Origin of the sequence: Pseudomonas fluorescens, from assembly GCF_001708445.1 — a bacterium.
Classification (GTDB): domain Bacteria; phylum Pseudomonadota; class Gammaproteobacteria; order Pseudomonadales; family Pseudomonadaceae; genus Aquipseudomonas; species Aquipseudomonas gorinensis.
In genome coordinates, this window is sequence record NZ_CP015637.1 from 1,684,312 (window position 1) to 1,704,929 (window position 20,618).

A 20,618-nucleotide genomic window follows, 5' to 3' on the forward strand; every position below is an offset into this window, starting at 1 on the left:
CCGATTCACTCATAACGTAAGGCCTGTGCTGGCTGGGTACGTGCCGCGCGCCAGGCTGGATACAGGGTGGCAAGGAAACTCAGGACCAACGCGGCGCCGCCGACCATCAGCACGTCCGGGGCCTGAACCTGGGACGGCAAGTAGTCGATGAAGTAGACGTCAGCGTTGAGAAACTTGTGGCCGATCAGGGTTTCCAGACCGGCGATGGCGGCGCTGACATTCAGCGCGGCCAAGATCCCGACGACGGTACCGATCAAGGTGCCGACCACGCCGATCACCGTGCCCTGAACCATGAAGATCGCCATGATCTGCCCCGGCGTGGCACCCAGCGTCCGCAAGATAGCGATATCGCCCTTCTTGTCGTTCACCACCATCACCAGGGTGGAGATGATGTTGAAGGCCGCAACAGCGACGATCAGCAGCAGCAGCAGGCCGATCATGGCTTTTTCCATGCGGATGGCCTGGTACAGGTTGCCGTGGGTACGGGTCCAGTCGCGGGCGTAGTACTGGCTTTCGCCCAGGTGCTGGGCGATTTCCCAGGCGCCGCGCGGTGCGTCGAACAGGTCGTTGAACTTCAGGCGCAGGCCCTGCACCTGGTCTGGCTGCCAACGTTGCAGGCGAGCCAGGTCGGTGAGGTTGGTCAGGCCGAGATAACCGTCAATCTCGCCGGCGCCGACGTGGAAGGTGCCCACCACGGTAAAGCGCTTCATGCGCGGGAACATGCCGGCGGGAGTCACGGTGACTTCCGGGGCGACGAAGGTCAGCTTGTCGCCAATGCCCACGCCCAGCTTGGCCGCAGCCTTGTCACCGATCACGATGCCAAAGCTGCCGGGCGACAAGTCGTCCAGTTTGCCCTGCAACATGAACTTGTCGATGATCGAGACCTTGCGTTCCTGGACCGGATCGATGCCATTGAGCAGGATCTTCTGCACCTTGCCGTCGTTGGTCAGCAGCCCCTGCATCTGGGTGAACGGCGCAACCGCCAGCACCTCGGGGTTCTGCTTGACCTTGTCGGCCAGGCTTTGCCAGTCGCTGATCGGTTCACCCGACTCGATGGTGGCGTGGGGCACCATGCCCAGCACGCGGGTACGCATCTCATGATCGAAGCCGTTCATCACCGACAGCACCACGATCATCACGACCACGCCGAGGGCGAGACCGATCATCGAGGTCAAGGAAATAAACGACACAAAATGATTGCGACGCTTTGCACGGGTATAACGCGTGCCGATAAATACGAAGAGAGGTCTGAACATGTCGGGGCTTGTTCGGAGGAAAAGAAGACGTCCCGGTGGCGGGGTCTGGTAAGCAGCTTTACACTCAGACCATTACCGTTACCTGGGGTTCGCCATGTCGACATTAGATGAAGAAGAGCGCCGCGAATACTACCGTATCGACGACATGATCGCACTTCAAATCAAAAGCCTGTCTGCCCCGGAAGCGGCGAGCAAGGAAGTGTTGCTGGATGCTTCCCCACTATTCAATCTGCTCAGTGAACTGCACCTGAGCGAATTCGAAGCCCAGCACCTGTTACGTCAGCTCAGTGATAAAGATCGTACCCTCGCGGCCTTCCTCAAAGTCCAGAACAAACGCCTGGACCTGCTTAGCCAAATCATGGCGCAAAGCTTGCGCGATGAAGTCGGCGCCCCACAGCCGGTGATCATTTCCGAAGGCGGGATCGACTTCCAGCACCCCACGCCCCTCGCCATCGGCGCTCACCTGGCAGTCAAGCTGGTGCTGATGCCCCAGGCACTCGGCCTGCTGCTGCGCGCGCGCGTTACCCATTGCGACCCCAAGGGCGACGGTTTTGACGTGGGCACGGAATTCGAATCCATGACCGATGCCCAACGCCAATTGCTGGCGCGCTATATCCTGCAGAAGCAGGCACAGGAACGCCGCCTGGCGCGGGAACAAAGCGACGCCAAAGACACCTGAATTCGTATGACCCTGCCAGAAAACCTGGCGTAAAGGAGCAACTGTGACCCTGATCTACGGCCACCGCGGAGCCAAAGGCGAAGCACCGGAAAATACCCTGACCAGCTTCCAGCAGTGCCTCAAGCACGGTGTACGCCGCTGCGAACTGGATTTGCACCTGTCCATGGACGGTGAGCTGATGGTCATCCACGACCCAACCCTCAAGCGCACCACCGACCGGCGTGGCAAAGTCGTCGAGTATTCGGCGGCAGACCTTACGAAGATGGACGCGCGCAAAGGCGGCCCCGGCTGGGTCAACCCGTGCCCGATCCCGCGCCTGGAGGAGCTATTTGAAAAGTGCGACTTCGATCACTGGCAACTGGAAGTCAAAAGTGCCTCGCGCACCCGCGCCGCGACCACCGTGCTGGCGATTCGAGAAATGGCCGTGCGTTTCGGCATCATGGACAAGGTCACCGTGACCTCAAGCTCGCGGGAAGTATTAAAAGCGGCGGTTGAACTCACCCCAGACCTGTCACGCGGGCTGGTGGCGGAGTACGCCTGGCTCGATCCTTTGAAGGTCGCGCAAAACTACGGCTGTGAGTTTCTGGCATTGAACTGGACGTTGTGCACCCCCGAACGCCTGGAAAAAGCCCAGCGCCAGGGTTTGCACGTGTCCGTGTGGACAGTCAACGAACCTGCGCTGATGCGCAGGCTCGCCGACTTCGGCGTAGATAGCCTGATTACAGACTTTCCCGGTTTGGCCACTGCCACCCTCGAGAATTACTGAAATCGGTCTCCCCGGCCGGCTCAGGCCACCGGCCGGAGCCGCTCAAAAAAGCCGGTTGAGGCCATCATAGGCCGCTACCCGATAGGCTTCGGCCATGGTCGGGTAGTTGAAGGTGGTGTTGACGAAATACTTGAGGGTATTTTGCTCGCCCGGCTGGTTCATGATGGCCTGGCCGATGTGCACGATCTCCGAAGCCTGGTAGCCGAAGCAATGCACGCCGAGGACTTCCAGGGTCTCGCGGTGAAACAGGATCTTCAGCATGCCTTGCGGCTCACCAGCGATCTGCGCACGCGCCATGCTCTTGAAGAACGCCTTGCCCACTTCGTAAGGCACCTTGGCCTTGGTCAGTTCGTGTTCGTTCTTACCGATCGAGCTGATCTCCGGAATCGTGTAGATCCCGGTCGGTACGTCGTTCACATAACGCCAGCTGCCGTTGTCGACGATGCTGCCGGCGGCCGAACGGCCCTGGTCATGGGCGGCACTGGCCAGGCTTGGCCAGCCGATCACGTCACCGGCACCGTAGATGTTGGTCACACAGGTGCGATAATTTTCGTCCACCTCGATCTGGCCACGGCTGTTGACCTTGACCCCGATGTTTTCCATGCCCAGCTTGTCGGTGTTACCGGTACGGCCGTTGCACCACAGCAAGGCGTCGGCCTTGATCTTCTTGCCGGACTTGAGGTGCAGGATCACCCCGTTGTCCAGGCCTTCGACCCGCTCGTACTCTTCGTTGTGGCGCACAGTGATGTTGTTGTTGCTGAAGTGGTAGCTCAACGCCTGGGAGATTTCCGAGTCGAGGAAGCTCAGCAACTGGTCGCGGTTGTCGACCAGCTCGACCAGCACACCCAGGCCGCTGAAGATCGAGGCGTATTCACAGCCAATGACGCCGGCGCCATAGATGATCAGTTTGCGTGGGGTGTGACCCAGGCTGAGGATGGTGTCGCTATCGTAGATACGTGGGTGGTGGAAATCGATATCCGCCGGGCGATACGGGCGCGAGCCGGTGGCAATGATGATGTGCTTGGCCACCAGTTTCTCGACCACGCCATTGGCGCAGACCACTTCGACGGTTTGCTCGTCGGCGAAGCTGCCGGTACCGAAGAACAGGTCGACGCGGTTACGGGCGTAGTAGCCGGTACGCGAGGCGACTTGCTTGGAGATGACTTTTTCAGCGCTTTTCAACACATCCGGGAACGAGAACCAGCGCGGCTCGCCAATGGCCCGGAACATCGGGTTGGTGTTGAACTGCATGATCTGGCGAACGGAGTGACGCAACGCCTTGGACGGGATGGTACCCAGGTGGGTGCAGTTACCGCCGACCTGGCGACGGCTATCGACCATCGCCACCTTGCGCCCTGCCTTCGCGGCGTTCATCGCCGCACCTTCTCCAGCCGGGCCGGAACCCAGTACCACCACGTCGTAGTTGTAGACAGCCATGCGTACTCCTCAGAACAGGCCAGGCGTACGGTTGGACGCCTGGCTAAATCATGCCGCGGCCAGCGGTCATGAAGGACAATTTGGCTCAAGTGTGTGAACCGGGGCACAGTCTATATAAGGCTCAACGCCGCGCACATTAACCCTTGGTCGCGTCGTAGGCCAGTTTTGCCTTTACTACACAGCACTCGTTACGGTTTCACCGCCGTCAACTGCTCGAATGCGCTGTTACTGCGTGTGACGAAGCCATCCCCCTCGCGCATCACAAAAAATGCTGCCACCTGGTGCTGCTCGGCGTAGTCCCAGCCTTGCTGCGGCCCGAGGATCAGCAGCAGCGTGGACAGCCCGTCGGCCATCAGCGCCGATGGGTGCAACACGGTCACCGACGCCAGTTGATGAGTGATCGGTGCGCCGGTGCGCGCATCGAGGGTGTGGGAATAACGCCGACCATCCTGCTGGAAATAATTACGATAGTCACCCGATGTGGACACACCGAAGCCGTCAACGTTGATGATTTTTTCCGCGACCTGCAGGTCATCCCGCGGCTCTTCAAGCGCAATGCGCCACGCCGAACCATCAGGTTTTCGCCCGGCCGCCTTGAGTTCGCCGGTGGCCTCGGCCAGGTAGCTGCGGATGCCCAGGGCAGCCAGGCGCTCGGCAATGCGGTCCACCGCATAGCCGGCGGCGATACTGTTGAAGTCAATTTCGACGGCGGCGTCCTTGCACAACTGCTGGCCATCGATACGCAGGTGTTGGTAGCCGACCTGCTCGCGGGCCTGGGCCAGGGTCGCGGCGTCGGGGACTTTGACCTGGCGAGCCTGGGGGCCGAAGCCCCACAGGTTGATCAGCGGCTCGACGGTCAGGTCAAAGGCACCGTCACTGGCCTGGGACAATTGCTCGCCGGTGCGCACCAGTTGCAGGATCGATGCGGGCATGGGCTGGCAACTGTGGGCCGGCAATTGATTGAAACGCTCGATATCGGAGTCACTGCGGTAGGTCGACATCTGCCGGTCGACGGTTTGCAGGATGCTTTCCACCTCGCGCTGGACCGCCTCCGGCCCCGGGGTAGCGGATGTCCTGACGTACTGGATTGAATACGTACTGCCCATGGTCGGGCCGCCAAAGTGCTCCAGCGCGTCGCCGCCACACCCTGCCAGCAGCACACATCCCCAAAAAATCGCCAGTTGCCTCAGGTTGTCCATAAAGCGCTTCGTCGTCCAAAATTGAATTAACCTGCAGGCAGTCACCCCTTCAGGACGGGCCATTATGCGGCATGTGTTGATCTGTTTATTGTTGATGCTCACGGTCCCGGCCCAGGCCAATGAGGCAGATCGTCTCACCCTGGCAAACTTCCCCGCGCACTCCCCGACGCTGGTGCTGAAAAACCAGACGGTGCTGACGTATCTCTGGGCGGATGTCTACGCGGCCGCGCTGTATGCCCCGGCCAATGCAAGCGCCAAGCAGGCCTGGGACCAGCAACAGGACCTGCGCCTGGCGCTGTACTACTTCCGCGATATCGACCGCAACGATGTAATCAAGGCCGCCACGACCACCCTGACGCGCCAGCAGCCCCCAGACGCCCTCGCCCGCCTGAAGCCTGAGGTGGACAAGCTGCACGGCACCTTCCGCGATATCCGCAACGGTGACCGTTACGCGCTGGAGCTGCATCGAGGGCGTGGCTTGAGCCTGGAGATCAACGGCCAGGTGGTGTTCAGCAGTCGCAATGACGAGTTGGCCAAGGCTTACCTGGGCATATGGCTCGCACCAAACGGCCTGTCCGACAGTGTGCGCAACACCCTTCTCAATTGAACCCACACTGATCTCTTTCCAGCGCGACGCCTGCGGCAATTAGCCCGCTTGCCAACGGTTTCTGTTGCCTGTAGGGGCCGATACACATATTGTTACAAAACTGCTCAATATTACAGCCAGGACGAGTAGCGACCCAGGACTACCCATAAGAAAGCCAGATGAGTGAATGACCATGGCCACGACCACGGGCAAAGGCAAAGCGATCTTTCGCGTTGTCAGCGGTAACTTCCTTGAAATGTTCGACTTCATGGTCTACGGCTTCTACGCCACGGCCATCGCCAAGACCTTCTTCCCCACCGACAGCGCCTTCGCCTCGCTGATGCTGTCCCTGGCCACCTTCGGCGCCGGCTTCCTGATGCGCCCGTTGGGCGCCATCTTCCTCGGCGCCTACATCGACCGCCACGGCCGCAAGAAAGGCCTGGTGATCACCCTGGCGCTGATGGCCGCCGGTACCATCCTGATTGCCTGCGTCCCCGGGTATGCCACCCTGGGCGTCGCCGCACCCTTGGTGGTGTTGCTGGGCCGACTGCTGCAAGGTTTCTCGGCGGGTGTCGAGCTCGGCGGTGTGTCGGTGTACCTGGCGGAAATCGCCACGCCCGGCCGCAAGGGCTTTTTCGTCAGTTGGCAGTCCGCGAGCCAACAAGCGGCGGTGGTCTTCGCCGGCCTGTTGGGCGTCGGCCTGAACCACTGGCTCAGCCCGGAACAAATGGGTGACTGGGGCTGGCGCGTACCGTTCCTGATCGGCTGCCTGATTGTGCCGGTGATCTTTGTGATCCGCCGCTCGCTGGAAGAAACCCCGGAATTCCAGGCGCGTAAACACCGCCCGACCCTGCAGGAAATTGTGCGCTCGATTGGTCAGAACTTCGGCATCGTCATCGCCGGCATGGCGCTGGTGGTGATGACCACCGTGTCGTTTTACCTGATCACCGCCTACACCCCGACCTTCGGCAAGGCCGAACTGCACCTGTCAGACTTCGATGCATTGCTGGTGACGGTGTGCGTGGGCATCTCCAACTTTATCTGGCTGCCGGTGATGGGCGCGGTGTCCGACAAGATCGGGCGCAAACCGCTGCTGCTGGCGGCGACCATCCTGGCCATCCTCACGGCTTATCCAGCGCTGTCGTGGCTGGTGGCCAACCCGAGCTTCAGCCATCTGCTGATTGTGCTGCTGTGGTTGTCGTTCCTGTATGGCTCGTACAACGGCGCCATGGTGGTGGCGCTGACCGAGATCATGCCGATCGAGGTGCGCACCACCGGATTCTCCCTGGCCTACAGCCTGGCAACGGCCACCTTTGGTGGGTTTACGCCGGCAGCCTGCACTTACTTGATCCACGTGCTGGATAACAAGGCGGCGCCGGGGATCTGGCTGAGTGGCGCGGCAGTGCTGGGGTTGATTGCGACCCTGGTGCTGTTCAAGGGCAATCGGCATGAACTGCGCACGGCGCAGGCTTCGGTGGCTGGCGGCGCCTGAGCAAGAGGCCCAACCGGCTACCACAGAACCTGCAGACATGAAAAAGCCCCGAACCAGTCGGGGCTTTTTCATATTCTGCTGATGCTTAGCGCGGGAATGCCGGCGGGTTGACCCCAGCCATGTCTTCCATCACGCGAACCACCTGGCAGCTGTAGCCGAACTCGTTGTCGTACCACACGTACAGCACAACGCGGTTGTCCTGGCTGATGGTCGCTTCGGCGTCGACTACACCCGCGTGACGCGAGCCAACGAAGTCGGTCGATACCACTTCCTGCGAATTAACAAAGTCGATTTGCTTATGCAGATCGGAGTGCAGCGCCATGTAGCGCAGGTACTCGTTCATTTCTTCACGGGTAGCGGCCTTCTCAAGGTTCAGGTTGAGAATGGCCATCGACACGTTCGGCGTCGGCACACGGATCGCGTTACCGGTCAGCTTGCCAGCCAGCTCAGGCAGGGCCTTGGCAGCAGCGGTGGCAGCACCGGTCTCGGTGATCACCATGTTCAACGCGGCGCTACGGCCACGGCGATCGCCCTTGTGGAAGTTGTCGATCAGGTTCTGGTCGTTGGTGTACGAGTGAACAGTTTCGACGTGGCCGTTAACGATGCCGAACTTGTCATTCACTGCCTTCAGCACCGGCACGATGGCGTTGGTGGTGCAGGAAGCGGCGGACACGATCTTGTCGTCAGCAGTGATTTCAGTGTGGTTGATGCCGTGAACGATGTTCTTGAGCTTGCCTTTGCCAGGCGCGGTCAACACGACACGGGCGATACCCGGGCAGGTCAGGTGCTGGCCCAGGCCCTCGGCATCACGCCAAACACCGGTGTTGTCCACCAGCAGGGCGTCCTTGATGCCGTACTGGGTGTAGTCCACCTCAGTCGGGTTCTTCGCGTAGATCACCTGGATCAGGTTACCGTTGGCGGTGATGGTGTTGTTTTCTTCGTCGATGACGATGGTGCCGTTGAACGGGCCGTGTACCGAATCGCGACGCAGCAGGCTGGCGCGCTTGGTCAGGTCGTTCTCGGCGCCTTTGCGCACCACGATGGCCCGCAGGCGCAGGCCGTCGCCGCCACCGGTTTTTTCGATCAGGATGCGCGCCAGCAGGCGGCCGATACGACCGAAGCCGTACAGCACCACGTCGGTGCCTTTGCGGGCCGAGGCGTTTTGCTGGCCAACCACGTCGGCCAATTCTTCGCGGACGAACTGCTCGGCGGTACGGCCATTGCCTTCGTTGCGGAATTTATAGGCCAGCTTGCCCAGGTCCACCGAAGCCGCGCCGAGCTTGAGCTCGCTCATGGCCTTGAGCAGGGGGAATGTTTCGTGGACGGAGAGTTCGCTGTCGTCGGCAGAACGATGGCGAGCAAAGCGATGCGCCTTGAGAATCGCGATGACTGACTGGTTGATCAGGCTGCGGCCATAGATCGAGCTCACCACATTGTTATTGCGGTACAGCTGACCGATAAGCGGGATCATCGCTTCTGCGAGTGCTTCACGGTCGATCCATTCACCAAGACACTGGTCGGGCTTCTGAGTCACGGGAACCTTCCACATGTAGGGGCTGAAAAAAGGGGCTACATTATGCCGCCCGACCGCCCCCGGAGCAATGCGCCTCCTACAACAAAAAGCCCCACCCTGAAAAAGCCACCTCGCTGCAGCCCAGTAAATACGCGGGTTCCAGAAGGCCACTAGTGGAGCGAGTCAGGCGACTTGTCCGTAACCCTCCGAAAACCACGTACATTTTGGCACTACATATTGAGTCAAAACCCGGCATTGTTTGTCTTAGCCACCACATTTCCTACAAACCGTAATAGGCACAGTCAGCAACTGACAGGCGGCACCTTGGGCCGTTACAATTACCGACTTTGTCGCAACGCTTGGAGCTCAACCTTCCGTGCCCGTTCTGCGTCTACCGCTACTCCCTGCCGCGGCAGGTAAACAGCACTGGGGCAACCTGCCCGGTGCCGCCCTGAGCCTGGCCATTGCCGAGGCTGCCAGCGCAGCCAAGCGCTTTACCCTGCTGCTCACCGCCGACAGCCAAAGCGCCGAACGGTTGGAGCAGGAGCTGAGCTTCTTCGCCCCCGATTTGCCGGTGCTGCATTTTCCTGACTGGGAAACCCTGCCCTACGATCTGTTCTCGCCGCACCAGGACATCATCTCCCAGCGCATCGCCAGCCTGTACCGCCTGCCGGAACTGGCCCACGGCGTGCTGGTGGTGCCGATCACCACCGCCCTGCACCGCCTGGCGCCGACCAAGTTCCTGCTGGGCAGCAGCCTGGTGCTGGATATCGGCCAGAAGCTCGATGTGGAACAGATGCGCACGCGCCTGGAAGCCAGCGGCTACCGTTGCGTCGACACGGTGTACGAACACGGTGAGTTCGCGGTACGCGGTGCGCTGATCGACCTGTTCCCGATGGGCAGCAAGTTGCCGTACCGCATCGACCTGTTCGATGACGAAATCGAGACCCTGCGCACCTTCGACCCAGAGAACCAGCGCTCCATTGATAAAGTCGAGTCGATCAAGCTGCTGCCGGCACGGGAATTCCCGCTGCAAAAGGACGCGGTGACCCGCTTCAAGGCGCGCTTTCGTGAACGCTTCGACGTCGACTTCCGTCGCTGCCCGATCTTCCAGGACCTGAGCAGCGGGATTACCCCGGCCGGTATCGAGTACTACCTGCCGCTGTTCTTCGACGAAACATCCACCCTCTTCGATTACCTGCCTCAGGACACTCAGGTGTTCTCGCTGCCAGGCATCGAGCAAGCGGCAGAAAACTTCTGGAACGATGTGCGCAACCGCTATGAAGAACGCCGCGTCGATCCATCCCGTCCTTTATTACCGCCCGCCGAGCTGTTCCTGCCGGTGGAAGACTGCTTCGCCCGCCTGAAAAACTGGCCGCGCGTGGTCGCCAGCCAACAGGACGTGGAGCCCGGCGTCGGCCGCGAGCGCTTCCCCGCGCACGTGCTGCCGGACCTGGCGATCCAGGCCAAGGCCAACCAGCCCCTGGAAGCACTGTCCAACTTCCTTGGCGACTTCTCTGGCCGCGTGCTGTTTACCGCCGAATCCGCCGGCCGTCGCGAAGTCCTGCTTGAACTGCTCGAACGCCTGAAGCTGCGTCCGAAAACCGTCGACAGCTGGCCGGACTTCGTCGCCAGCAAGGACCGCCTGGCGATCACTATCGCGCCACTGGATGAAGGTTTGCTGCTGGACGATCCGGCCCTGGCGCTGATCGCCGAAAGCCCCCTGTTCGGCCAGCGCGTGATGCAACGTCGCCGTCGCGAAAAACGCGCCGACGCCAACAACGACGCGGTAATCAAGAACCTCACCGAGCTGCGCGAAGGCGCGCCGGTGGTGCATATCGACCACGGTGTCGGTCGCTACCTGGGCCTGCAGACCCTGGAAATCGACAACCAGGCCGCCGAATTCCTCACCATGGAGTACGCCGAAGGCGCCAAGCTCTATGTACCGGTGGCCAACCTGCACCTGATCGCGCGCTACACCGGCAGCGACGACGCCCTGGCGCCATTGCACCGCCTGGGCTCCGAAACCTGGCAGAAAGCCAAGCGCAAGGCCGCCGAACAGGTGCGCGACGTCGCCGCTGAGTTGCTCGACATCTATGCGCGGCGTGCGGCGCGCGAAGGCTACGCGTTCGCCGACCCGAAAGCCGACTACGCCACCTTCAGCGCCGGCTTCGCTTTTGAAGAAACCCCAGACCAGCAAACCACCATCGAAGCTGTGCGCGCCGACATGCTCGCGCCCAAGCCGATGGACCGCCTGGTGTGCGGCGACGTGGGCTTTGGCAAGACCGAAGTGGCCATGCGCGCAGCCTTCATCGCGGTGCACGGCGGCAAACAAGTGGCGATCCTGGTGCCCACCACCCTGCTCGCCCAGCAGCACTACAACAGCTTCCGCGACCGCTTTGCCGACTGGCCGGTGACCGTGGAAGTGATGAGCCGCTTCAAGTCGACCAAGGAAGTGAATGCCGCCGTCGCCGACCTGGCGGAAGGCAAGATCGACATCGTGATCGGTACGCACAAGCTGTTGTCGGACGATGTGAAGATCAAGAACCTGGGCCTGGTGATCATCGACGAAGAACACCGCTTCGGGGTGCGCCAGAAAGAACAGCTCAAGGCCCTGCGCAGCGAGGTGGACATTCTCACCCTCACCGCCACACCGATTCCGCGCACGCTGAACATGGCGGTGTCGGGCATGCGCGACCTGTCGATCATCGCCACGCCGCCGGCACGCCGACTGTCGGTGCGCACCTTCGTGATGGAGCAGAACAAAAGCACGGTCAAGGAAGCCCTCCTGCGCGAATTGCTGCGCGGCGGCCAGGTGTACTACCTGCACAACGACGTGAAGACCATCGAGAAATGCGCGGCCGAACTCGCCGAACTGGTGCCGGAAGCACGCATTGCCATCGGCCACGGGCAGATGCGCGAACGCGATCTCGAACAGGTGATGAGCGACTTTTATCACAAGCGCTTCAACGTGCTGATCGCCTCGACCATCATCGAGACCGGCATCGACGTGCCGAGCGCCAACACCATCATCATCGAACGCGCGGACAAGTTCGGCCTGGCACAACTTCATCAGTTGCGCGGCCGGGTCGGGCGCAGTCACCACCAGGCGTATGCCTACCTGCTGACACCACCGCGCCAACAAATTACCGGCGACGCCGAAAAGCGCCTGGAAGCCATCGCCAACACCCAGGACCTCGGTGCCGGTTTTGTGCTGGCCACCAACGACCTGGAAATCCGCGGCGCCGGCGAACTGCTCGGCGACGGCCAGAGCGGGCAGATCCAGGCCGTGGGTTTCACCCTGTATATGGAGATGCTCGAACGCGCGGTGAAAGCCATCCGCAAGGGCGAGCAGCCGAACCTCGACCAACCCCTGGGCGGTGGCCCGGAGATCAACCTGCGCCTGCCGGCGTTGATTCCCGAGGACTACCTGCCGGACGTGCATGCGCGGTTGATCCTGTACAAGCGCATCGCCTCGGCCACCGACGAAGAAGGCCTCAAGGACCTGCAGGTGGAAATGATCGACCGCTTCGGCCTGTTGCCCGAGCCGACCAAGAACCTGGTGCGCCTGACCTTGCTCAAATTGCAGGCCGAGCAACTGGGGATCAAGAAGGTCGACGCGGGGCCGCAAGGCGGGCGCATCGAGTTCGAAGCGCAGACGCCGGTGGACCCGTTGGTACTGATCAAGTTGATCCAGGGCCAGCCCAACCGCTACAAGTTCGAAGGGGCTACGCTGTTCAAGTTCATGGTGCCGATGGAGCGCGCCGAAGAACGCTTCAATACCCTGGAGGCGCTGTTCGAGCGCCTCATCCCGAAATCTGCTTGAAGGACGCCCCAATGCGCGTGTTCCGCATTCTGAGCCTGTTGTTAGTGGTACTTGCACCCTCGGCATTTGCCGACAGCCTGTACCAGGTTGAAATGATCCTGATACGCCAGAACGCGGAGCCAGAGATGAGCAACCGCGCCGCACCGGAAGATTGGGATGCCGGCGCGGTGCGCCTGGGCGACAGAATGAGCCCGCCGCGCCTGGCCAACATCGCCGACAAACTGCGCGCCGACGCCAACTACACCGTGCTCGCCCATAAAGCCTGGGAACAGAACCTGGGTGAGCAGCCGGTAAAAATCGCGATCGCCGAGGGGGCGGAACAGTTTGGCCAATTCCCCATCGAAGGGGTATTGAGCCTGCAACTGGGGCGCTTTACCGATATCGATGCCGACTTCTGGGTCAACCAGTTCGACAGCAACGGCAGCGTGATCGCCAGCGAACACCTGAGCCAGAAGGACGTGCGCACCAAGAACAACCAGCTCAACTACCTGGACGGCGGCCGCCTGGCGCTGCTGATCAAGATCACCTCGTTGACCGTCAAACAACCCAGCGCACCACCGCCCGATATTCAGGACTGATCCAGCGCCATGCCCCTGACGTCGTCGCTGACCAAACCCCTGGCCCCTTCGTGGGCCAATCGCTTCAAAGAGCAAAGCCTGGAGCGTGGGCGGCGCTACGCCCTGGAGAACCGCGTACGTATCGTCGAGTCCGGTGACAGCACGATCATCGCCAGTTGCGAAGGCTCGGGCAGCAACGTCTATCGGCAGACCATTTCACTGCGCGAGTCCGCCAAGGGCATGCTGATCCTGGTGGACAGCCGCTGCACCTGCCCGGTCCATACCAACTGCAAACATATCGCGGCGGTGTTGCTCAAGGTCCAGGAAACCCTGGCCTACCCCGCCGCCGCCCAGGATGCCGAACTGCTGGGAAAACTCCAGGCGGTGCTGGATAACCGCGTGGTACTGCCGCAGGTGGTGATGGAGGACGTGCTGCCAGTACCACGGCTGTGGCTGGCCAGCGTCGAATTCAGCGCGTTCGAGCCGCGCAACGGCAAGATGCAGCGCTATATCCAGCACCGTGCGGCACTGTCGTTCAACTATCTGGGCAACTATGTCAGCGGGCAAAAGAACGCCGACATCATCGTGCGCCAGGAAACCCAAAGCCTGCGTATCAAGCGTCATCCCGAGCTGGAACAGCCCTATCGCGAACAACTGCGCCTGCTCGGTTTCAAGATCGCCACGCGCCAGAGCAAGGCCCTGCCGGAAAGCGCCGGCGAACTGTTCGAGATGGTCAATGACAGCGCCTGGCTGAACTTCACGCTCAACTCGTCGCCGACGCTGCGCGCCGAAGGCTGGGAGTTGCAGATCGACGAGGACTTCGGCTTCGACCTCAGCCCGGTGGACGACTGGTACGCCACCGTCGATGAAGCGCCGGAACGCGACTGGTTCGACCTGGAACTGGGGATCATCGTCAATGGCGAGCGGCTGAGCCTGCTGCCGATCCTGCTCAACCTGATGCGCTCGCACACCGAGCTTCTCAACCCGGAGAAACTCGCACGGCGCCGCGACGAAGAGTTGATCCTGGTGAATATCCCCGGCCTGCCCAATGGCGGCCATGGCCCGCTGCAAGTGGCATTGCCCTATGGCCGCTTGAAACCCGTGCTGGCCACCTTGGGCGAGTTCTACCTGCAGGACCCCGGCACCACCACCCTGCGCCTGGCCAAGGCCGATGCGATTCGCCTGAACCCGCTGGAAGACCTGCCCCTGCAATGGGAAGGCGGCGAAAAAATCCGCAACTTCGCCCAGCGTCTGCGGGATATCAAGGACTTCACCTGTGTCGCGCCCGAAGGCTTGAACGCGACGTTGCGCCCCTATCAGCTGGAAGGCTTGAGCTGGATGCAGTCACTGCGCCAACTGGACGTCGGCGGGATTCTTGCCGATGACATGGGCCTGGGCAAAACCCTGCAAACCCTGGCGCATATTCTCAGCGAGAAAATCGCCGGGCGCCTGGACCGGCCTTGCATGGTGGTGATGCCCACCAGCCTCATACCCAATTGGCTCGATGAAGCCGCGCACTTCACCCCGCAACTCAAGGTGCTGGCGCTGTACGGTGCCGCGCGCAAAAAGCACTTCGCCACATTGCAGGACTATGACCTGCTGCTGACCACCTATGCGCTGTTGCCCAAGGACATCGAGCACCTCGCCACCCAGCCCCTGCATGTGCTGATCCTCGATGAAGCCCAGTACATCAAGAACCCTTCGAGCAAGGCGGCCCAGGCAGCACGTCAGCTCAATGCACGGCAGCGCCTGTGCCTGAGCGGCACGCCGCTGGAAAACCACCTGGGTGAGTTGTGGTCGCTGTTCCACTTCCTGCTGCCGGGCTGGCTGGGTGACGTTAAAAGCTTCAACCGCGATTACCGCGCGCCCATCGAAAAGCGCGGCAGCGATGTGCGACTGCAACACCTCAACGGCCGGATCAAACCCTTCCTGTTGCGCCGCACCAAGGAGCAGGTGGCGACGGAGTTGCCGCCCAAGACCGAGATCATCCACTGGGTCGACCTCAACGAAGCCCAGCGCGACGTGTACGAAACCATGCGCCTGGCCATGGATAAAAAGGTCCGCGACGAAATTACCCGCAAGGGTGTGGCACGCAGCCAGATCATCATTCTCGAAGCCCTGCTCAAGTTACGCCAAGTGTGCTGCGACCTGCGACTGATCAACGACGCCAGCCTGCCCGCCCGTGGCAGCAGTTCGGGCAAGCTCGATAGCTTGATGGAGATGCTCGAAGAGTTGTTTGCCGAGGGGCGCCGGATCCTGCTGTTTTCCCAGTTCACCTCGATGCTGGGCCTGATCGAAGCCGAACTGAAAAAGCGCGGTGTCGCCTATGCGCTGCTCACCGGCCAGACCCGTGATCGGCGCACTCCGGTGAAGGACTTCCAGAGCGGCAAGCTGCAGATTTTCCTGATCAGCCTGAAAGCCGGTGGTGTGGGCCTGAACCTGACAGAAGCGGACACGGTGATTCACTACGACCCGTGGTGGAACCCCGCCACGGAAAACCAGGCCACCGACCGGGCGTATCGCATCGGTCAGGAAAAGCCGGTGTTTGTGTACAAGATGATTGCCCGCGGCACGGTGGAAGAGAAAATTCAGCATCTGCAGAAGGAAAAGTCCGACCTGGCGGCGGGCGTGCTGGACGGTCGGACGACCGGGGATTGGCAGTTGGGCAATGACGATATCGAGGCGCTCTTTGCACCGCTGCCTAATAAGCAAGAGAAGCGCTGACGGCAAGAGCGCCATCGCGAGCACGCCCGCGATGGACGCGACACTTAATCGATCAACTGCGCATCCCGCAGCGCACCGAGCGCCACCAGCCAACGCGGGTCCTGCTTATACTCCGTCGAAGCCATCGCCTGCCCGCGCATCCGTGCAATCCGCGGCGATGGCGTGACTTTCATCCGCTGGGCCGCACTCAGCGCCAGTTCAGCCGCCGCACGATCATTACACACCAGGCCCATATCGCAGCCCGCCGTCAGCGCGGCCTCGATACGGCTGGCAGCGTCTCCCACCACATGGGCGCCGGCCATAGACAAGTCATCGCTGAAAATCACCCCGTCAAACTGCAACTCACCGCGCAGGATGTCCTGCAACCAGCGACGCGAGAAGCCGGCGGGCTGAGCGTCAACCTGCGGGTAGATAACATGGGCGGGCATCACGGCCGCCAATTGCTGGCTCAGGCGCGCGAAGGGCACCAGGTCATGGCTGCGAATCTGCTCCAGGCTGCGCTCGTCAGTAGGAATGGCGACATGGGAATCGGCTTCAGCCCAGCCGTGACCGGGGAAGTGCTTGCCGGTGGCGGCCATGCCGGCGCTGTTCATACCGCGGATAAAGGCACCGGCAAGCACCGCGGCACGCGCTGGGTCACCCTCGAAGGCGCGCGTGCCGACCACGGCACTGCGCTGGTAGTCCAGGTCCAGCACAGGGGCGAAGCTGAGATCAAGACCGACAGCCAGCACTTCAGTGGCCATGATCCAGCCACATTGTTCGGCCAGGTACTCGGCGTTGGGGTTATCCGCCAGGGCACGCATGGCCGGCAGGCGCACGAAGCCTTGGCGCAGGCGCTGCACGCGCCCCCCTTCCTGGTCGACCGCCAGCAGCAGGTCCGGGCGCACGGCACGGATCGCCGCGCTCAGCTCTCGCACCTGGCGTGGATGCTCGATATTGCGCGCGAAAATGATCAACCCGCCCACCTCCGGCTGGCGCAGCAGGTGGCGATCCTCGGCCGTCAGCCAGGTGCCGGCTACGTCGACCATCAAAGAACCTTGCAGGGCAGCAGTCATAAACCTTCCTTAAATAACGCACACAACCCGCTACCCTCACGCGGCGCGATCAACGCGGCGGGAGCAACGGGTTGTGTGTAAATAGCTGAATTCGGCATGGGCGGCTAGCTTAGCGGATGCTAGCGGCCACGCACACCCAGGGCGGTCAAACCTTGGCGGGGATGGGAATGGATTTGCTGCGCGGGCGCAATTGAGCGGCGACCATGGCAGGATCGGTGACACCGCTTTCGGCGCGCATGCCCGCGGCGAGAAAAGGCACCATCAGGCGCATCACCTGCTCGATCGAGGTGTTCACGCCAAAGTCGGTCTCGGCAATCGCACGCAACGCCTTGATCCCGGACATGCTGAACGCCGCCGCACCGAGCATGAAATGTACGCGCCAGAACAGCTCGATCGGCGGGATGCGCGGTGCGGCCTCGTTGACCAGCAACATATAGCGACGAAACACCTTGCCGTACATGTCTTCAAGGTAGCGGCGCAGGTGGCCCTGGCTCTGACTGAACGCCAGGCCCAACAGGCGCATGAAGATCGACAAGTCGTTGCCACTGCGTGGTTGAACCACCAAGGCTTGTTCGACGAGGATTTCCAGCAGGTCTTCCAGGCTTGGCTTAGGATCGGCCTTGGCCTGGCGTCGTTCGAGCTCACGGTCCAGGCTGGCGCAGAACGGCCCGAGGAAACGCGAGAACACCGCCTGGATCAGGGCCTTTTTCGAGCCGAAATGGTAGTTCACTGCGGCGAGGTTGACCCCGGCCTTGCTGGTGATCAGCCGCAATGAAGTTTCAGCAAATCCTTTTTCCGCGAACAACTGCTCGGCAGCATCGAGAATGCGTTCAACGGTTTCCGACTGGGCCATGGCTACTCCGCCTGACAAACACTTGTTTGAAACATACGTTTCAAGTTGTGTCTTGTCAAGCCTGCAGGTTCGCTTTCCGGCCGGGCAGTCATCTGTTTCGGCGCTATTTAATCACATCCTTCCAGGTCTGTAGGCAGCGCTACCTATGCCTTGTAGGACGGCTGACGAATGACCGTCCGGCGCCATGGCAGAAAAGGATGATTGCCAAGCGCAGTTCACTGTATATAATCCCAGTCACTGTATAAAAAGACAGAGCGATCAACATGCTAAAACTGACGCCACGCCAAGCTGAGATTCTGGCTTTTATCAAGCGCTGCCTCGATGACAACGGCTACCCGCCGACGCGAGCGGAGATTGCGCTGGAACTGGGATTCAAATCCCCCAACGCCGCCGAAGAGCATCTCAAGGCCCTTGCTCGCAAGGGCGCGATCGAGATGACCCCAGGCGCTTCGCGCGGCATTCGCATCCCTGGCTTCGAAGCCAAGGCCGACGAATCGACACTGCCGATCATCGGTCGCGTCGCCGCCGGTGCGCCGATCCTGGCGCAGCAGCACGTCGAGGAATCCTGCAACATCAACCCGACCTTCTTCCATCCTCGCGCCGACTACCTGTTGCGGGTCCATGGCATGAGCATGAAGGACGTGGGCATTTTCGACGGTGACCTGCTGGCCGTCCACACCACCCGCGAAGCGCGTAACGGCCAGATCGTGGTGGCCCGCATCGGCGATGAAGTCACCGTCAAACGCTTCAAGCGCGAAGGCAGCAAGGTCTGGCTGTTAGCCGAGAACCCTGAGTTCGCCCCGATTGAAGTGAACCTGAAAGACCAGGACCTGGTGATCGAAGGCCTGAGCGTCGGCGTCATTCGCCGCTAAAGGAGGCATCATGCAGCTCGTGCACACCCCACAACACACACAACTGTCGCTGTTCGAGGCCTTCATGGCCCAACCCCTTGCGCCCCTCCTCAAGGAAACGGTCGAGGCGCCCTGGAGCGCCGAGCCTGAGGCGTTCAGTGAATTGTCGTTGCGCGGTGCTGCCGGGAGCTGCCTGAGCCTGCTGGCGCCAATCCTGCGCGAACTGAGCGAGGAACAGGACGCGCGCTGGCTGACACTGATCGCCCCGCCTGCCAGCCTGACCCAGGCCTGGCTGCGGGACGCCGGCCTGAACCGCGAGCGCATCCTGCTGCTGCAACCGCGCGGCGCGCAAAGCGCCCAGCAGTTGACCTGCGAAGCCTTGCGCCTGGGTCGTAGCCATACAGTGGTGAGCTGGCTGAACCCATTGAATGCCAGCGCCAAGCAGCAGCTGATCAGTGCTGCGCGCACAGGTGATGCTCAGAGCTTGAATATTCGATTGGGATAATGCGATGAGCCTGCGGAGGGGCTCGTTGTGGCAGGCGGACTCGTTGTGGCAGGCGGGCTTGCTGTGGCAGGTGGGTTTGCTGTGGCGAGCGGGCTTGCTGTGGCGAGCGGGCTTGCCCCGCGTTGGGCTGCGAAGCGGCCCCAAAACCAGACACCGTGGAATACCTGATATACCGCATTGATCTATTTAGGACTGCTTCGCAGCCCAACGCGGGGCAAGCCCGCTCGCCACAGCAAACCCACCTGCCACAGCAAGTCCGCTCACCACGACAAACCAACCTGCCCTAGCAAGCCCGACCCTCACAGGACTCAGTGAAGAACCCGTGGGCCGTCTTCCTTCTCAGGTTCGCCTTCTGCCAAGCGGCCTGCCATCTGAACACCGACGCTCAACATGGCTTTTGCCACTTCCACGTGCTGGCCTTGCAGGAACACCTTGGCATCCTCGGAAAAATCCAGAATAACCAGAGAACCCTCGTCCTCCGCCCGGCGCAGCTCGATTCGGCCGTCAGGCAATTCAACAATTTCCAGAAAGGACGTTGGCATAAAAGTCTGTTCTCCACGAAAGGCCGGGATTATATCAGTCATCCGCCCGGCTTCGTTGAGGTTCTGAAGAGGTTTCTTTACGGCTTGATGAACGGTGTCATACGAATCCGACCAACGTTCAGCACTCGTTCAAACCTTCACGAAAGCGCAACGCCATCTTTTTCAGCTCCTGACGCCAGCCTTCCAACTCTTCACGACTCAGAGGCTTGGGCTCTTCCTCCTCCAACGCAACCGCCACGATCAAGGGCTGGGTCACATCGCCCTTGGGCACATGGGGAACACGGGGCGGCTGAAACATATCCGCATGGGCCTTGAGCAGACGCGCGACCCAGCTGTCGGGGCTCTGGGCCATTTCCACCAACTCGGCCAGTTCAGGGATCGCCATGCTTTCCAGCACTTCACGATTCATGATCATTTCCGCACGGGGCGAACCGGCCTGGGGCAAGCGGTAGAACCCCGCGATCTCATGACACAAGCCCAGTAACGCACCATACAAGTGGAACAACGCGGCTTCACGCCCAGCCTGAACCAGCGCAATCGCGTTCATCTCCTTGCCTTGCTCGGCACGGCCAAGGGCTTCCAGGGACAAACCCGCAAAGTAAATTTTCTGGTTGGTACGGGTATAGAGTTCGTTGGCCATAACGGCAATCTCCACAACGAATAAGCGTGATGCTGGCTATGTAGGAGCGAGCTTGCTCGCGAAAAACTTCAGAGCGCCGTTCGGCATCAGGTTTTTCGCGTAATCATCAACAACCTTCGCGAGTAAGGACCAAGCAC

17 protein-coding genes are annotated in these 20,618 nt (G+C 61.2%); 9 read left to right on the forward strand and 8 right to left on the reverse strand.

Annotation, left to right across the window (positions count from 1 at the left end):
- Positions 1 to 5: 5 nt before the first annotated feature.
- Positions 6 to 1,256 (reverse strand): lipoprotein-releasing ABC transporter permease subunit, encoded by a 1,251-nt coding sequence (locus A7317_RS07615; RefSeq protein WP_024074096.1) that lies wholly within the window; start codon positions 1,254 to 1,256, stop codon positions 6 to 8.
- 94 nt (positions 1,257 to 1,350) lie between these two features.
- Here A7317_RS07615 and A7317_RS07620 point away from each other — a divergent pair, with 94 nt between their 5' ends.
- The gene (locus A7317_RS07620) at positions 1,351 to 1,935 is read left to right on the forward strand and encodes a PilZ domain-containing protein (RefSeq protein WP_024074095.1); all 585 of its coding nucleotides are present in this window, start codon (positions 1,351 to 1,353) and stop codon (positions 1,933 to 1,935) included.
- A gap of 43 nt (positions 1,936 to 1,978) precedes the next feature.
- Positions 1,979 to 2,701 carry a glycerophosphodiester phosphodiesterase gene (locus A7317_RS07625; protein ID WP_024074094.1) on the forward strand — a complete coding sequence of 241 codons (723 nt, stop codon included), beginning with the start codon at positions 1,979 to 1,981 and terminating at the stop codon, positions 2,699 to 2,701.
- Between the two features lie 42 nt (positions 2,702 to 2,743).
- On the opposite strand, the gene sthA is transcribed toward A7317_RS07625, so the two are convergent.
- Together sthA and A7317_RS07635 are read right to left on the reverse strand one after the other, a co-directional pair.
- Positions 2,744 to 4,138: a Si-specific NAD(P)(+) transhydrogenase gene (gene sthA, locus A7317_RS07630; protein WP_005786183.1), complete on the reverse strand. Its 1,395-nt coding sequence runs from the start codon at positions 4,136 to 4,138 to the stop codon at positions 2,744 to 2,746.
- A gap of 188 nt (positions 4,139 to 4,326) precedes the next feature.
- Entirely contained in the window at positions 4,327 to 5,337 is a 1,011-nt protein-coding gene (locus A7317_RS07635) for an FAD:protein FMN transferase (RefSeq protein WP_069075497.1), read from the reverse strand.
- A gap of 64 nt (positions 5,338 to 5,401) precedes the next feature.
- On the opposite strand from A7317_RS07635, the gene A7317_RS07640 reads away from it, so the two are divergent.
- A complete protein-coding gene (locus A7317_RS07640) occupies positions 5,402 to 5,944 on the forward strand; it encodes a chalcone isomerase family protein (RefSeq protein WP_024074091.1) in 543 nt (180 codons plus the stop codon).
- A gap of 172 nt (positions 5,945 to 6,116) precedes the next feature.
- On the forward strand, positions 6,117 to 7,415 hold the full coding sequence (locus A7317_RS07645) for an MFS transporter (protein ID WP_041161119.1): 1,299 nt from the start codon (positions 6,117 to 6,119) through the stop codon (positions 7,413 to 7,415).
- Positions 7,416 to 7,500: 85 nt separating this feature from the next.
- On the opposite strand, the gene A7317_RS07650 is transcribed toward A7317_RS07645, so the two are convergent.
- Positions 7,501 to 8,964 carry a glyceraldehyde-3-phosphate dehydrogenase gene (locus A7317_RS07650; protein ID WP_024074089.1) on the reverse strand — a complete coding sequence of 488 codons (1,464 nt, stop codon included), beginning with the start codon at positions 8,962 to 8,964 and terminating at the stop codon, positions 7,501 to 7,503.
- 340 nt (positions 8,965 to 9,304) lie between these two features.
- Between A7317_RS07650 and mfd the strand changes: the two genes are divergently transcribed.
- From mfd to A7317_RS07665, 3 genes are read left to right on the forward strand one after another with little or no spacing between them, the layout of a single operon-like run.
- Positions 9,305 to 12,754, forward strand: a complete 3,450-nt coding sequence (mfd, locus tag A7317_RS07655) for a transcription-repair coupling factor (protein ID WP_069075498.1) — start codon at positions 9,305 to 9,307, stop codon at positions 12,752 to 12,754.
- Between the two features lie 11 nt (positions 12,755 to 12,765).
- A complete protein-coding gene (locus A7317_RS07660; protein ID WP_024074087.1) occupies positions 12,766 to 13,332 on the forward strand; it encodes a CsiV family protein in 567 nt (188 codons plus the stop codon).
- Between the two features lie 9 nt (positions 13,333 to 13,341).
- Positions 13,342 to 16,035, forward strand: a complete 2,694-nt coding sequence (locus A7317_RS07665; protein ID WP_024074086.1) for a DEAD/DEAH box helicase — start codon at positions 13,342 to 13,344, stop codon at positions 16,033 to 16,035.
- Positions 16,036 to 16,079: 44 nt separating this feature from the next.
- Here the strand turns inward: A7317_RS07665 and nagZ are convergent, their stop codons facing one another.
- Together nagZ and A7317_RS07675 are read right to left on the reverse strand one after the other, a co-directional pair.
- Positions 16,080 to 17,090, reverse strand: coding sequence for a beta-N-acetylhexosaminidase (nagZ, locus tag A7317_RS07670; RefSeq protein ID WP_069075499.1), 1,011 nt, complete (start codon positions 17,088 to 17,090; stop codon positions 16,080 to 16,082).
- A gap of 145 nt (positions 17,091 to 17,235) precedes the next feature.
- Positions 17,236 to 17,943: a TetR/AcrR family transcriptional regulator gene (locus tag A7317_RS07675; protein ID WP_024074084.1), complete on the reverse strand. Its 708-nt coding sequence runs from the start codon at positions 17,941 to 17,943 to the stop codon at positions 17,236 to 17,238.
- A gap of 263 nt (positions 17,944 to 18,206) precedes the next feature.
- Here A7317_RS07675 and lexA point away from each other — a divergent pair, with 263 nt between their 5' ends.
- Entirely contained in the window at positions 18,207 to 18,815 is a 609-nt protein-coding gene (lexA, locus tag A7317_RS07680; RefSeq protein WP_003172575.1) for a transcriptional repressor LexA, read from the forward strand.
- Between the two features lie 10 nt (positions 18,816 to 18,825).
- Positions 18,826 to 19,299, forward strand: coding sequence for an SOS-induced cell division inhibitor SulA (gene sulA / locus A7317_RS07685; protein ID WP_024074083.1), 474 nt, complete (start codon positions 18,826 to 18,828; stop codon positions 19,297 to 19,299).
- Between the two features lie 308 nt (positions 19,300 to 19,607).
- On the opposite strand, the gene A7317_RS07690 is transcribed toward sulA, so the two are convergent.
- Positions 19,608 to 19,841, reverse strand: a complete 234-nt coding sequence (locus A7317_RS07690) for a hypothetical protein (RefSeq protein ID WP_010212068.1) — start codon at positions 19,839 to 19,841, stop codon at positions 19,608 to 19,610.
- 118 nt (positions 19,842 to 19,959) lie between these two features.
- Positions 19,960 to 20,481 (reverse strand): DUF6586 family protein, encoded by a 522-nt coding sequence (locus A7317_RS07695; RefSeq protein WP_024074082.1) that lies wholly within the window; start codon positions 20,479 to 20,481, stop codon positions 19,960 to 19,962.
- Positions 20,482 to 20,618 lie beyond the last annotated feature (137 nt).